This is a genomic window from Epilithonimonas xixisoli (assembly GCF_004365655.1).
GTDB lineage: Bacteria > Bacteroidota > Bacteroidia > Flavobacteriales > Weeksellaceae > Epilithonimonas > Epilithonimonas xixisoli.
Genome location: NZ_SOEO01000001.1, coordinates 1,169,488 through 1,183,539, shown reverse-complemented (window position 1 = coordinate 1,183,539; position 14,052 = coordinate 1,169,488). Strand labels below are relative to the sequence as shown.

General features: G+C 36.1%; 15 protein-coding genes and 1 other RNA gene. 2 read left to right on the top strand and 14 right to left on the bottom strand.

The features are described from left to right. The 3 genes from B0I22_RS05375 to atpD form a co-directional block, all read right to left on the bottom strand. Positions 1 to 1,422, bottom strand: a complete 1,422-nt coding sequence (locus B0I22_RS05375) for a sugar MFS transporter (RefSeq protein WP_133943617.1) — start codon at positions 1,420 to 1,422, stop codon at positions 1 to 3. 246 nt (positions 1,423 to 1,668) lie between these two features. Next, positions 1,669 to 1,950: a FoF1 ATP synthase subunit delta/epsilon gene (locus B0I22_RS05370; protein ID WP_133943616.1), complete on the bottom strand. Its 282-nt coding sequence runs from the start codon at positions 1,948 to 1,950 to the stop codon at positions 1,669 to 1,671. Positions 1,951 to 2,005: 55 nt separating this feature from the next. Continuing rightward, positions 2,006 to 3,514 (bottom strand): F0F1 ATP synthase subunit beta, encoded by a 1,509-nt coding sequence (atpD, locus tag B0I22_RS05365; RefSeq protein ID WP_133943615.1) that lies wholly within the window; start codon positions 3,512 to 3,514, stop codon positions 2,006 to 2,008. A gap of 161 nt (positions 3,515 to 3,675) precedes the next feature. Here atpD and B0I22_RS05360 point away from each other — a divergent pair, with 161 nt between their 5' ends. After that, a complete protein-coding gene (locus B0I22_RS05360; RefSeq protein WP_133943614.1) occupies positions 3,676 to 4,602 on the top strand; it encodes a bifunctional riboflavin kinase/FAD synthetase in 927 nt (308 codons plus the stop codon). Here B0I22_RS05360 and B0I22_RS05355 read toward each other — a convergent pair. From B0I22_RS05355 to B0I22_RS05310, 10 genes are all read right to left on the bottom strand, one after another. Then, positions 4,599 to 4,952 carry an MmcQ/YjbR family DNA-binding protein gene (locus B0I22_RS05355; RefSeq protein WP_133943613.1) on the bottom strand — a complete coding sequence of 118 codons (354 nt, stop codon included), beginning with the start codon at positions 4,950 to 4,952 and terminating at the stop codon, positions 4,599 to 4,601. The two genes, B0I22_RS05360 and B0I22_RS05355, sit on opposite strands and share 4 nt — an antisense overlap. Positions 4,953 to 4,957: 5 nt before the next feature. Beyond that, on the bottom strand, positions 4,958 to 5,620 hold the full coding sequence (locus B0I22_RS05350; RefSeq protein ID WP_133943612.1) for a LolA-like protein: 663 nt from the start codon (positions 5,618 to 5,620) through the stop codon (positions 4,958 to 4,960). Between the two features lie 89 nt (positions 5,621 to 5,709). After that, positions 5,710 to 6,435, bottom strand: a complete 726-nt coding sequence (kdsB, locus tag B0I22_RS05345; RefSeq protein ID WP_133943611.1) for a 3-deoxy-manno-octulosonate cytidylyltransferase — start codon at positions 6,433 to 6,435, stop codon at positions 5,710 to 5,712. Between the two features lie 47 nt (positions 6,436 to 6,482). Continuing rightward, on the bottom strand, positions 6,483 to 6,950 hold the full coding sequence (locus tag B0I22_RS05340; RefSeq protein WP_133943610.1) for an RES family NAD+ phosphorylase: 468 nt from the start codon (positions 6,948 to 6,950) through the stop codon (positions 6,483 to 6,485). Next, positions 6,950 to 7,423, bottom strand: coding sequence for an antitoxin Xre-like helix-turn-helix domain-containing protein (locus B0I22_RS05335; RefSeq protein WP_133943609.1), 474 nt, complete (start codon positions 7,421 to 7,423; stop codon positions 6,950 to 6,952). The genes B0I22_RS05340 and B0I22_RS05335 overlap by 1 nt, the downstream gene beginning before the upstream one ends. 60 nt (positions 7,424 to 7,483) lie before the next feature. Then, positions 7,484 to 8,737, bottom strand: coding sequence for a pyridoxal phosphate-dependent aminotransferase (locus B0I22_RS05330; RefSeq protein ID WP_133943608.1), 1,254 nt, complete (start codon positions 8,735 to 8,737; stop codon positions 7,484 to 7,486). A 197-nt stretch (positions 8,738 to 8,934) separates the two neighbouring features. Beyond that, positions 8,935 to 10,656 (bottom strand): phospho-sugar mutase, encoded by a 1,722-nt coding sequence (locus B0I22_RS05325; protein ID WP_133943607.1) that lies wholly within the window; start codon positions 10,654 to 10,656, stop codon positions 8,935 to 8,937. Between the two features lie 17 nt (positions 10,657 to 10,673). Then, positions 10,674 to 11,375 carry a GIN domain-containing protein gene (locus tag B0I22_RS05320; protein ID WP_133943606.1) on the bottom strand — a complete coding sequence of 234 codons (702 nt, stop codon included), beginning with the start codon at positions 11,373 to 11,375 and terminating at the stop codon, positions 10,674 to 10,676. Positions 11,376 to 11,413: 38 nt separating this feature from the next. Beyond that, positions 11,414 to 12,367 (bottom strand): glycosyltransferase family 2 protein, encoded by a 954-nt coding sequence (locus B0I22_RS05315; protein WP_133943605.1) that lies wholly within the window; start codon positions 12,365 to 12,367, stop codon positions 11,414 to 11,416. A 99-nt stretch (positions 12,368 to 12,466) separates the two neighbouring features. Then, complete coding sequence (locus B0I22_RS05310) at positions 12,467 to 13,057, bottom strand: DUF4199 domain-containing protein (RefSeq protein WP_133943604.1); 591 nt, start codon at positions 13,055 to 13,057, stop codon at positions 12,467 to 12,469. 133 nt (positions 13,058 to 13,190) lie between these two features. On the opposite strand from B0I22_RS05310, the gene ffs reads away from it, so the two are divergent. Continuing rightward, positions 13,191 to 13,288, top strand: an RNA gene (gene ffs / locus B0I22_RS05305) — signal recognition particle sRNA small type. Between the two features lie 72 nt (positions 13,289 to 13,360). Here ffs and B0I22_RS05300 read toward each other — a convergent pair. After that, a complete protein-coding gene (locus B0I22_RS05300) occupies positions 13,361 to 14,044 on the bottom strand; it encodes a metal-dependent hydrolase (RefSeq protein WP_133943603.1) in 684 nt (227 codons plus the stop codon). Between the last annotated feature and the right edge of the window lie 8 nt (positions 14,045 to 14,052).

Sequence of the window (14,052 nt, the reverse complement as noted above, 5' to 3'; positions counted from 1 at the left end):
TTAATGCCCAGACTTAGCATCCACATCCTGCTTCACGTGGCCAAGATACTTAGTACAATATGCCCCAAAAACCAAAATAACGAGATAACAAAACACCGGAATAATAAAGGAATGCTGAACGCCAAACTGATCTGCCAAATAACCTTGGAAAATCGGAACAATGGCACCTCCTAAGATCGCCATTACAACCAAAGATGAACCTTGGCTCGTGTATTTTCCTAAACCGGAAATCGCTAATGTATAGATATTAGAGAACATAATCGAGTTGAAAATCCCAATGCCTAAAACGCTGTACATTGCCAGCTCACCGTGGTTTAGCATCGTTGAGATTAATAACAAAACGTTGACACCTGCAAAGATAGAAAGGGTTCTTGCCGGAGCAGATTTCCCTATGAAGAACGCAATGAAATTCAAAGCAATAAATACGAGGAAGAAACTAATCTGTGCAAACGTGAGATCTACAATTCCATAAATCACCAGGAAAACTGCAATCGCTGCTCCCAGCATATAGATGGCTTTTTTGCCTTGGCTGATGGAGTGATTCAGAGAAATTGCACCTAAGAATCGCCCTATCATCGCACCGCCCCAATAGACTGCAAGGTAGTTTTTGCTGACAGATTCGGTAAGATTCATGACTTGTGGTTGCTCCAAAAAGCTGATGATGAAACTTCCCACTGCCACTTCCCCGCCCACATAGCAGAACATTGCCAAAACGCCGAACTTGAGATGGTTGTGTTTCAAAGCGCCAAAACCTTTTACGACTTCTTCGCCGGCTACTTTGAAATCTGGTAATTTAACTCTTGAGATTATCAGTGCGACCAATAATAGAATCCCGGCAAAAATCAAATAAGGAATCTTGGTTGCGGCTGCAGAGAAAGATCCGTCTGCCTCGGAGAACAATTCGAAAATCAAATGACCTCCCAAAACCGGCGCAATCGTTGTTCCGAAGGCGTTGAAAGCTTGGGTCATATTCAGTCGGCTGGATGCGGAATCTTCTGGTCCCAAAAGGGAAACGTAAGCATTCGCCGTGATTTGTAATACCGTGAATCCAAGTCCCAAGATAAATAAAGCACCTAAAAACAAAGGATAAGACGACAAACTCGCCGCCGGAAAAAATAAAACACACCCAAATGCCGCCAGAAAAATTCCGAAAAGAATACCTTTCTTATACCCCACTTTATCAATGGGATCACCCTGTGTGGTTGAAATTAAAAAGTAAATCAATGAGCCAATAAAATACGCTCCAAAGAAACAAAACTGCACCAACATCGATTGGAAAAAGGTGAGATTGAAAAGCTGTTTCAGGTAAGGAATCAAGATATCATTCATACACGTGATGAATCCCCACATAAAGAACAAAAGGGTAATCGTAACCAATGGAACGGTGTAATTCCTTTTGGTTCCTACTTCATTATTTATCATATATTTTTAATTTATAACGTGGCTAAAGATAATGCGTTTTGATGATAATATCTTACTTTGAGACATTAAATTTGTCAGTAATTTTCAATTCTGTTTTTTAGAAAAGTCCTGCTTCATTTTTGATATGAAAGCAGAGTAATAGTGTGATTAAGAATGATTAAAGATAGATTTAATATTTCTCAAAAGGCACAAAAAAAAGAACCATTATTTCTAATGATTCTTTTTTGTTTATGTATGTTAAGCTTTTTACTCGCAAAGAATAATCCCCTTATCATTGTTGAATTCTAAAACACCACTTTTGATCTCGTAAGAGTAAGCGCTTTTTGCTTCTGTTTCTTTGGTCAGATATTTTTGGTAAGAAGAATCTACTTTATCAGTATAAATCTTCACTTTCCCACCAACCAAAGCAGAAACAATCGCCGCGTGATTTTTAAAGATTTGGAATTGTCCACTTTTTCCTGGAAGAAGAACGGATTCTACTTCGCCATCAAAGATCACAAATTCCGGAGTTAAAATTTTTATATTCATTTTAATTGGCTTTTAGCTTTTGGCAAATAGCTATTGGCTATCAGCAATCAGCAAATTAAACGTTCTCTGCTAACAATTTTTGTCCTGCTGCAATAGCTTCTTCGATAGTTCCTTTCAAGTTGAAAGCTGACTCTGGATACTGATCCAATTCTCCATCGATGATCATATTGAATCCTTTGATGGTATCTTTGATATCTACCAATGATCCTTTAAGACCTGTAAACTGCTCAGCAACGTGGAAAGGCTGAGACAAGAATCTCTGAACTTTTCTAGCTCTGTAAACTACCAATTTATCTTCCTCAGAAAGCTCTTCCATACCAAGGATCGCAATAATATCTTGCAATGCTTTGTATCTCTGAAGAATTTCTTTTACTCTTTGTGCACAATCATAATGTTCGTCTCCAATGATTTCTGGCGCCAAGATTCTTGACGTAGAAGCCAATGGATCTACCGCTGGATATATACCTAATGAAGCAATTTTTCTGTCCAATACAGTCGTTGCATCCAAGTGAGCAAACGTTGTAGCCGGCGCTGGATCCGTTAAATCATCCGCAGGTACGTAAACCGCTTGTACTGAAGTAATGGAACCATTTTTTGTAGAAGTAATTCTCTCCTGCATCGCACCCATCTCAGATGCCAATGTCGGCTGATAACCTACCGCTGAAGGCATACGTCCAAGAAGTGCAGACACCTCAGAACCAGCCTGTGTAAAACGGAAGATATTATCTACGAAGAACAATACATCTCTACCTTGTCCGCTTTCGCCACCATCACGGTAATATTCTGCCAATGTCAAACCAGAAAGTGCTACTCTAGCTCTTGCTCCTGGTGGTTCGTTCATCTGTCCGAAAACGAAAGCTGCTTTTGAATCTTTCATTTCTTCAAGATCAACTTTGGAAAGATCCCAGCCTCCATTTTCCATAGAGTGCATGAACTCGTCTCCGTATTTGATAATGCCTGACTCAAGCATCTCTCTCAAAAGGTCATTTCCTTCTCTTGTTCTTTCTCCTACTCCTGCGAATACGGAAAGTCCACCGTGACCTTTTGCAATATTGTTGATTAATTCCTGGATCAATACTGTTTTTCCAACACCTGCTCCACCAAACAATCCAATTTTACCTCCTTTTGCATAAGGCTCGATCAAATCGATTACTTTGATACCAGTGAAAAGAACTTCTGCTGAAGTCGTCAATTGGTCAAATTTTGGTGCTTCTCTGTGGATTGGCAAACCTCCTTCTCTAGTCAAGTTTGGAAGACCGTCGATAGCATCACCTACAACATTGAACAGACGTCCGTTTACGCCTTCTCCAACTGGCATTGTGATTTGCTGACCTGTTCCAAGAACTTCTTGTCCTCTTTGAAGACCATCTGTAGCATCCATAGCGATACATCTTACAACGTCCTCGCCAATGTGCTGCTCAACCTCCAAAACAACTTTTTCTCCGTTGCTTTTGATGATTTCTAGAGCGTCATATATGTTTGGTAATTGTTCAACTTCATTAAAGACCACATCGATAACTGGTCCAATGATTTGTGAAATTTTTCCTTTAATTTGGTTTGCCATTACTAAATTTTTACTTGTGCGCAAAGATAATAAAAGTTTGCAATTCTGCATTGTCAGAAAAAAAGATTTTTATCATATTTGCATAACAATTAACAACACCATTTTTAGGTGTATTTTTAGCCGGACAAAACGCATCACTTTTTGTCAAAATATTTCAGCTTTTGAAAATCATCACAGATTTCAACGATTATCACTCCAAAACGCCATTGGCATTGTCATTAGGTATGTTTGACGGTGTTCATCTCGGGCATTTATCTATTATTAATACGTTAAATGAGATTGCCAAAAATGAAAACTTAGAATCCGCAATTCTAAGTTTCTGGCCGCATCCAAGAAAATTCCTGAATCCGAATGATGATGTAAAAATGCTCAACACATTGGAAGAAAAGCTGGAATTGCTCGAAAAAAGTGGAATCCAAAATATTTTCCTTAAAACTTTTGATGAGGAGTTCCGTAATCTGACTGGTACTGAATTCTGTGAACAAGTTTTAGTTGACAAACTGAATGTAAAGCACATCATCATCGGTCACGACCATACATTTGGAAAAAATAAAAGTGGTAATTTCGAATTGCTTAAATCACTTTCTACTGAGTTAGATTTTAAAGTGAATCAATTACAAGCAGTTCAACAGAACGACCTTAACATTAGTTCTACGAAAATTAGAATCGCTTTGTCAGAAGGTAGAATCAAGGATGCGAACCAAATGTTGGGTTACATTTATCCTTTGACCGGAAAAGTAATCCATGGAAAAAAATTAGGCAGAACTATTGGCTATCCAACTGCAAATATTGATGTTCCTATTAATAAACTGCTTCCAAAAAGTGGCGCCTACATTGTGGAAGTTTGGATTGATAGTCAATTTTATAAAGGAATGTTGAGCATCGGAACGAATCCAACCGTCGATAATGAAAATCAGACTTTACACACCGAAGTTTATATTTTGAATTTCGACCAAGATATTTATGATAAAGAAATCACTGTGAAATTCAGAGATTATCTTCACGATGAGATCAAATTTGAGGGGATGGAAAAATTAATTGAAAAGCTGGATTTGGATAAAGGATTGACTGAGGAATTTCAATTTTAAGAATTATTGATTTCCGCTTGCAATTTCTTGGTCAAAGATTTGAAAACCAAATCGTAAGAATGGTCAATCAATTTAAAGATTAAATCTTGTTTCAATCCTTCGCAAACCACAGAATTCCAGTGGGTTTTGTTCATATGATAAGCACCATTGATTTGAGAATATTCTTCTCGTAATTCCTCACTCCATTCAGGATTGGCTTTTGCAGAAAATGTTGCAGGATGTTGTTCCAAGGAAATTAAGAGAAACATCTTCCCACCAACTTTGAAAACCAAGGTTTCCAAGTCAAAAGGAAAGCTTTCCGTCACGGCTTTCTTGCTCAAACAATATTCGCGGATTTCCTCAGCTTCCATAGAATTTAAAACTTAAAAGTATTCTTTGGTAATTCTTTGTTGATTTCTATCTTGTTGATTGTCATTACATAATCGCTGTCTTTTTTTGGTGAAGACGATTCGATTCTGTAAGGCATTAGCAATTGTCCCACTTTTTTGTAATCAGAGTAAGTCAAGATTTCATCTTTTTTAATTTCACGGAAAAGCATATAACTTTTTGTGTCGAAAAAATAAATTGTTTTGTTCACATTTTTCGTCAATTCAACTTTGAAATAATACAACTCTCCTATTTTTTCCTTACCAAGAAATTTAGCTTCAAAACCTTTGTTTTCCCAATCGATAAAGTCGTTGTCGAAGTTTTCAGGAATGTAATCATTATATTGCTGAAGCTTGTTCTGAGCATAATTCATCGCATATCCATTCTTGCCATCATAACCTTCAACGGGCGTTTCTTTTCCGCCTACAACCATTGCTGTTTTGCTAAGATTCGGACGTTGCTGATAGATCTTTATCGGATATTCATCATTGATTCCCAAAGTTACTCTTCCTTGGATTTGAACGGTGTTTAGAAGTTTCCAATTGGTAAGACCTCCAGAATTTTCGATGTTTTTATCGATGATTTCTGTGGCAGTTTGGGCAGAAATGAAAATGGAAAATATAATGGAGAATATGAGAACTATTTTTTTCATTCAGAATTTTTAAGAATCCAAAGATAGGATTTTTATTAAGTTTTCGATTCCGTGGAAATATTAAAAAGTGCTAAAAAAGATATTAATCATTATATCAGCAATTTGGCTTTTTCCAAATCTTCGGGTGTATCAATCCCAATTCCCACAAAATCTGTTTCCACCATTTTGATTTTCATCCCATTTTCCAAATAGCGCAATTGTTCTAATTTTTCCGAAATTTCCATTGGTGTCATTTCCAGAGAAGAAAATTTAATCAAAGCTTCCTTTCTAAAAGCATAAACACCAATATGTTTGTAATACTTGACATCATAGGATAATTCGCGATGAAAAGGAATCATAGAACGACTGAAATACAATGCAAAACCTTGATTATCAGTAATAACTTTCACATTATTAGGATTTTCAATCTCCTCTGATTCTTTTAATTGAATTTTCAATGAAGCCAAAGAAATTTCTTTTTTATTATCATTAGAAAAAATATCAATCAGTTGCTTCAAAGGTTCTTTCTTGAGAAAAGGTTCATCACCTTGAACATTGATAACAATATCACAATCAATGTTTTGAACAGCTTCTGCAATTCTGTCACTTCCTGTTTCGTGTTCGCCTGTCATTACCGCTTTTCCACCATTTTTTGAAATTTCATCAAAAATAATCTCGGAATCTGTAGCAACAAACACTTCATCAAACAGACCAGTTTCTACTACGTTTTGATAAGTGGTTATAATGATGGTTTTATCTCCCAAAATTTCCATCATTTTCCCGGGAAATCTCGTGGAATTGTAGCGAGCAGGAATCACTGCGATGATTTTGTTCATAGATTTTTATGATTTTTTTTAGGAATTCACGTACCTCTAAGGTTTCACTATTTGTATTGTTTTATGATTTGTTCCAATCGATCGTCCGGCTCAAAATCGAGAACATCAATTAGCTTTACTTTTTTAAAATCTTGATGAAATGTATTGATCACAACATTCCAATTTTCGGGAACAACTGCGGAAGGAACTTTCAAACACAATTTTTCATCAGCATCAAACCAAACATCTCCAATCTTTTGACAATCGGAATAGTTACGGAAATCTCTCCAGCTTTTTGATAATTCTGAAGATTCAACCGTTTGAAATTCGGCATTATTCGGAATTTTAATGACCATAATCCGAAAGTCTCTATTAAATCCCAATCCTTTCCGATGTGCCAATGTTTCCAGATAGGCAAGAGAAATACTCTCCGCCGTGTAAAGCACTTTTTTTCCTTCGGAGTTCCATCTTCCTTCCAGACCACTCGCAAAGAGAGAATCTGAATATCGCTTATGAACAATTCTGTAAACCAGCATTATACAGGATAACCTTGTGCTAGTTTTTCTATTTCTTCGTAGATCAGATCTACACCTCCAGAAGTGGAAATAAAATCTATCGGTTTGTCATTAGAATTCCAAAATGGACGGTTCATCCATAGAGTAAACTCGTCTAGATTTCCAAAGATTTCTTTTCCAAAACTGTACAGATTGATCAGTTTTAATAGATGCTCGCTATAAATCGGATCCAACCCTTTTTCCTGATCTCTATAATTGCTAAGGGTTCTTGGCGAAAGATTGATGACAGATGCCAAAGCTTTCTCTGGCATCTTGATGGCATCAGCAAGTGAATAAAAAACATCCGTTTTCACACCTTCTCTTGCTTTTTTCAGGAGTTTATAATCGTCTTGAATTGAAAATCGATTGAAGATAGAAGGTCTTGCTCCGTATGCAGCAATTGGCTCTTCTATTTTTGATTTTTGTTGATTTCCTTTTTGTTTATAATTTTCCATCTCTAATTCCTTTACACAAAGATAGAATTTTTTCAATTATAAAAGCGAATTTTTTCCAATTTATTTCAAATCACCCAAAGCTTTTTCTAATTTTGGAAGACAATCTTTGATATCATCTAAAGAACAACCGCCTACAGATGCTCTGAACCAAGGCACTAACTTGTCATTTCCAAACGCTGAAAACGGAACCAAAGCCATTCCTGCATTATTGATCAGATAGAAAACTAAATCTGTAGAATTTTCAATCACTTTACCGTCTGGCGCAGTTTTCCCTAGATAATCCAATTTGATTGTCAAATAAAGTGCACCCATTGGCGAAATACTTTCGACCGCAAAACCTTTAGTTTTCAAATCTTGGATTCCGGCGTGAAGTTCTTTCAAGCTGTTATTAAGTTTTTCTTTGTAATCTTCTAAGAAAGTATCTACTGCAGAATTATCAGCTAAAAACTCGGCAACGGCTTCCTGCTCTGGTTTTGGTGCCCAAGCGCCAACGTGAGTTAACAATGCTTTCATTTTATCAATCACCAAACTTGGTCCAAATCCCCAACCAACTCTTACGCCAGTTGCAGCGAAACATTTAGACGTTCCGTCAACATAGATGGTGTAATCTTTCATTTCTGGAAAAAGACTTACCGGATCGTGATGATCAGAACCAAAAGTCAGCATCGCATAGATCTGATCGTACATCAAATAAAGCGGTTTCTCGTCCTCGCCTCTTTTTTTATTTTCTTCCAAAACCAATTCGCAAATCTCAGATAATTGTTCTTTTGTGAACATTGTTCCAGTCGGGTTAAGCGGAGAACAAAGGCAAAGCAGAACAGCGCCTTCCAAATGTGGTCTCAAATCTTCAGCTGTTGGCAAGAAATTATTGGATTCCTGAGTTTGAACTTCAACCGCATTTGCAGTCGTCAAATAAGAATAATGATTGTTGTTCCAAGATGGGATTGGGTAAATCACTTTATCGCCTTCATCTACAATTGTTTTGAAAATTGCATAAATCAAAGGTCTGGAACCTGCAGTTATTAAAATATCATTAGCTGAATAATCCAGATTCCAACGTTTTTTAAGATCATTGCTCACGGAAGTTCGAAGAGATTGCAAACCGTTTGCTGGTGGGTAATTTGTAAGATTGTTCTTATAAGCTTTCTGGATTCCATCTTTTAATTCTTGTGGAATTGGATAGATATTGGAATTAAGGTCACCAATTGTAAGGTTTGAGATTTGTGCACCTTTCGCTTTCAGGTCATTCACTTCATTTCCGATTTTGATGATCTCTGAACCAACGAGGTTAGATGCTAGTTTTGATACTTTCACTTTATTTTGTTTTAGATGTTATTATTCAGACTTAGGATCTGATTTTATTCTTTTATAGTTTTACAAAGGTCTTAAATGTAGCCGACTAATTCAACTTACATCAAAAAAAAAAATCCCAAAAATTAAATGACTTTAACAATTGAGAACTTTTCTATTAAAATATTTTAGATAATATTTAATTCAAATAAAATTTTCAATTACAGGTTGAGATCCTGTTTTACTTTATTGATCTTCTCTTCCAACTTAGGAAGTTTTTCTACGAAATCTTGCTCAGAAGCGATAGAATCTTTCACAGAAACATAGAATTTAATCTTCGGTTCCGTTCCAGAAGGACGCACGCAAACCTTGGTTCCGTCTTGGGTATAATAAATCAAAACATTAGATTTTGGAATATCGTCCATCACTTTTTTCTCGTTTTTAGAAACCACAAAACAAGTCTGCTCTTTGAAATCTTTAACTTCTTCCACAGGAGAACCAGCGATTTCTTTCGGAGGATTCTCACGGAAATTTTTCATCATTTCTTGGATCTCTTCTGCACCACTTCTTCCCTTTCTCACTACGTTGATTAAACCTTCATAGTAGAATCCAACTTCCTTGTAGATGTCAATCATATATTGATAAACAGTCGTTCCGTTAGCTTTACACCAAGCAGCAATTTCGCAAGCCGTCAAGATAGAACCACAAGAATCCTTGTCTCTCACGAAATCTCCGGTCATAAATCCGAAACTCTCCTCGCCTCCGCAAATGAACTTTTCCTGACCTTCAAAATCACGGATCATTTTCCCGATCCATTTGAAACCTGTCAATCCAACCTTGCAGTCAACTCCGAATTTTTCAGCTACATCAAAGAAAATATCAGACGTCACAATCGTAGAACCAATGAATTCTTTGTCGGTAATTTTCCCTGCTTTTTTCCATTGATCCAATATATAATAAGTAAGAATTGTATTACATTGATTTCCGTTTAGCAATTGGATTTCGCCTTCAAGATTTCTCACAGCAATTCCCAATCTGTCGCCATCCGGATCTGTTCCGATCACGATGTCAGCATTGGTAATCTCTGCAAGATCCATCGCCATAGAAAGTGCTGCTGGCTCTTCTGGATTCGGCGAAGAAACAGTTGGAAAGTTTCCACTTGGAATCATTTGTTCCTGCACCAAATCCACTTTTGTGAATCCAGCTTTTTTAAGTGCTTTTGGAACAGTTGTGTAGGTTGTACCGTGGATGGATGTGAAAACGATATTCAAATTATCTCTACCAACATTCTGATACAGCGAATTTTCCATACAAGCGTCAACGTAAACGTCATCTTGATCTTCACCAATCCATTCGATCAAATCATCGTTTCCATCAAATTTGATATTTTCGAATTTGGTTGAATAAACTTCTCTGATGATATTTTCGTCATCCGGCGGAACAATTTGCGCTCCGTCATTCCAATAAACCTTATAACCATTATATTCTGGCGGATTATGAGAAGCTGTCAACACGATTCCTGCGTTACATTTTTTATCACGAACTGTGAAAGACAATTCTGGCGTTGGACGGTGATCTTTGAACAACAAAACCTTGATTCCGTTGGCTGTCAGAACATCAGCCACCACTTTCCCAAATTCCTTAGAATTATGTCTCACATCATAAGCAATTGCCACTTTGATTTCCTCGCCAGAAAATTGCTGATGAAGATAATTGGCAAGACCTTGAGTCGCTTGACCTAAAGTATATTTATTAAGACGATTAGTCCCAACGCCCATTATGCCGCGCATTCCGCCTGTTCCAAATTCTAATTCTCTGTAAAAAGAATCTTCCAGATCTGGAGATTCAGAATCGATTAAAGTTTGAACTTTATTTCTTGTTTCTTTGTCAAATGTTTCTGAAAGCCAAAGTTTTGCTTTATCCAATGTTGATGTGTCAGACATTTATTTATAGTTTTTGTTTATTTTATTATTCTCTTTTCGATCGTGGCTTGTTCGGTGAGATTCACTTTTTTGGAAGGCTCACCGTAATAAACCAGTTTCGAAGTATTTTTCAATTTTCCTTTGATTTCTTCATCCACATTTAATTCCGCATAATTTCCGTTTTGAGACTCGATTTCCAAATCTCTGATGTACCAATATGGCGCAATGATGCTCGCTGTATCTTTAATATTTAGTTTTGCTAAAGTAGTTTTTCCCAACAGATTAGCCCTACTTTTATTCGTCATTTCGATATTCGATTTTTCTGAAATCACTGAACCGATAAATTTAGCATTATCTTTTAAATTGAGGGAGAAATTTTCCACTTTCATCTGGCTGGAAATGTTAAGTTCTACGGAATCAGCCATTTTAATGTCATCAAAAGCATTTTTGCCGTAAATAGTGATATTGTAGAAATCTACTTTCTCAGTCTCACTGTTTTCCGTGATATAAAGATGTTTGTCTTTAATTTCAATATGCAGATTTTCAAAGACATTTGGATATGTTTCCACATTCACAAAATTGTGTGGACTTTGTACGTAAAACACGCGGAACTTCCCTTTCAGATTAAGTTTTGAAAACTCAGCCAATTCAACATCTTTCGATTGAATTTCGCCTTTTGGAGTCACTTTACCACAGGAAACTGCTGTGAAAATTAGAATTAAATAAAGTAGATTTTTCATAAGATTATTGATTTACCAAATTAGAAAAATTATCTTATTTATATCAATTCCTCAATATGATAATTCTTATGTTCACGGTTTGTTCGGATAATCAACTCGCCTAAAAATCCAGCTACGAAAAGCAAACTTCCCATAATCATCATCGTCAAAGCAATGAAAAACCAAGGATTATTTGTAATCAAATTACCATAAATTTTGAAAATATAAACATCAATCAGTTTCGAAATTCCCAACCAAATGGCTGACAAAAATCCGATGATGAACGTCAAAGTTCCCGCTGCGCCAAAGAAATGCATCGGTCTTCCACCAAATCTGCTGACAAACCAAAGCGTTACCAAATCTAAGAACCCGCGAACAAATCTTTCCGTCCCAAACTTCGAAGTTCCATAAGGTCTTGCCTGGTGTCGAACTGGTTTTTCCGTAATATTTCTAAATCCTGCATTGGCTGCCAGAACTGGAATATATCTGTGCATATCACCATAAACATCAATAGATTTTACAACTTGTTTTTTATAAGCTTTCAGTCCACAATTGAAGTCGTGAAGCGAAATTCCAGAAACTCTTTTAGCAGCACCGTTGAATAATTTTGAAGGAATATTTTTGGTCATCACATTATCAAAACGCTTCTTTTTCCAACCAGAAACGATGTCATAATTTCCTACTTTTACCATTTCATAAAGTTCTGGTATTTCCTCGGGAAAGTCCTGTAGATCAGCATCCATCGTGATAATGACATCGCCGTTTACCTTTTCGAAAGCCGCGTGAAGAGCTTGTGATTTTCCGTAGTTTTTGGAAAATTTGATCCCGTGAATTTGTGGATTTTGAATCTTCAAATTCTCGATGATGGACCAAGAAAGGTCGGTGCTTCCGTCATCTATGAACCAAACTTCGTAAGACAATTTATTAGAACGGCAAACAGTGTCAATCCTTGTGAACAGCTCTTCCAAAGAGTCTTGCTCGTTTAGCAAAGGAATTATTATAGAGAGATTCATTGATATTTTTTGGATGTAATTTTAAAGGTCAAAGATATTTCTTTTGAATGAGATTTAAGGTTTCATCTGGTATAAAGCCAAAATTTATAAAGTCAAATTTTATTCTTCATAACGTTTTTTATTCTTCATAAATCCGGCAATAATGATAGACAACATCAAATAAAACAATAAGAAACCTCCAAAAATTGCAGACATAAACTTGAATGAAAAATAATTTCTATTCTCCTTCAAAGCTGCTTCTCTTCCGATTTTTGCATTTTTATAATCAGTTTCCAACTCCGTGATTTTGTTTCGGTCTATGTGATTGGCAACTTCTACCTTTTTCTGAGCGTAAGCTTCGTCTAGATTTTTGAGTTCGGTTTGAATATATTGATGATTCAGCATATCTCTCGCATCTGTATCCACATAATTGAGAAACAAAAAGATAGACAACATTGATAAAATTCCGCCCGTAAAAAGCGTTACAAATGTTTGTTTAAATGCTTGAGGGTAAGTGATTCTCGTACCTTGTCTTAACCAATAAGTTGAAATAAAACCAGCAGCTACATAAAGAAAAGTCATCCCAAATGCATTGACTTGCATCGTGGTGTTCCAATAGTTGGCGTTTGCGAAAAAGTAATAAACAATGAAGAAAGTCAACATTGTAATTGCGAATAAAATAAAACCTACTTTCAAAGGGTTTTTTGTCATAATCTAATTTTTATTTTTTTGAAATGAGAGTTTAATGAAAATATTTGAAACTGACTATCAATCTCCTACATCTTAATATATTTCTTTTCTCTTATTTCTCTTTTCTTTTTTCTGAATTTTCCTATCTTTGCACCGGCAAGTCCTAAACAACCAGCTCCTGAGAATCCTCCAGGGTGGGAACACAGCAAAGGTAATTGGTCGTAGCGGTGTGATTTAGGTAGCTTGCCATTTTTTATTTTTTTTTAAGTTAAGAGATCAAGACGGTTTTAATTTTAAACTACTTGATCTCTTAATTTTTTTTATTTAGAACTCAAATTCTTGTCCCAATTTTGGCAAAACAAATTCGATGTTCTTATCTGAAAAATACTTCTTTGCTTCTTCGTGATTGATTTCTATCGGCGCAAATGTATCAAAATGACAACCAATAACTTTTGGCGTTTTTAATAATTCTGATGCGGCGAAAGCGGCTTTTCTAGGACACATCGTGTAATGTTTCCCAACCGGAAGAATTGATAAATCTAATGTTCCGAAAACCTGAGGAAATAAGCTCATTTCCGAACTCACACCTGTATCTCCTGCCAAATAAAGGTTTCTCCCATCCGCAAATCTAAAAATATAGCCAGAAGCCAATCCACCGTAAGTTCCGTCTGGAAAAGAGCTCGTATGCAATGCAGGAACCATAGAAATCTTCAAATCATCAATTTTTGCAGAACCGCCAAAATTAATGTCGATATTATTGGAATGTCCAAAATATCCACAAATCTCAGGTTGTCCGATTACCGTTGCTTCCGGATGATTTTCAAGAACTTCTTTTACATCCGCTGTATGATCTCCGTGTGCGTGAGTTATTAGAATGTAATCAATTTTCTGTGCTTTGATGTCAAAACCAGATTTTTCTTTTTGATAATTATAAAAAGGGTCGGAAAGAATTGTTTTTCCGTTGTATGTGAACAAAAAACAGTTTTGTCCGAGGAATTTTATTTTCATTTTTTTTT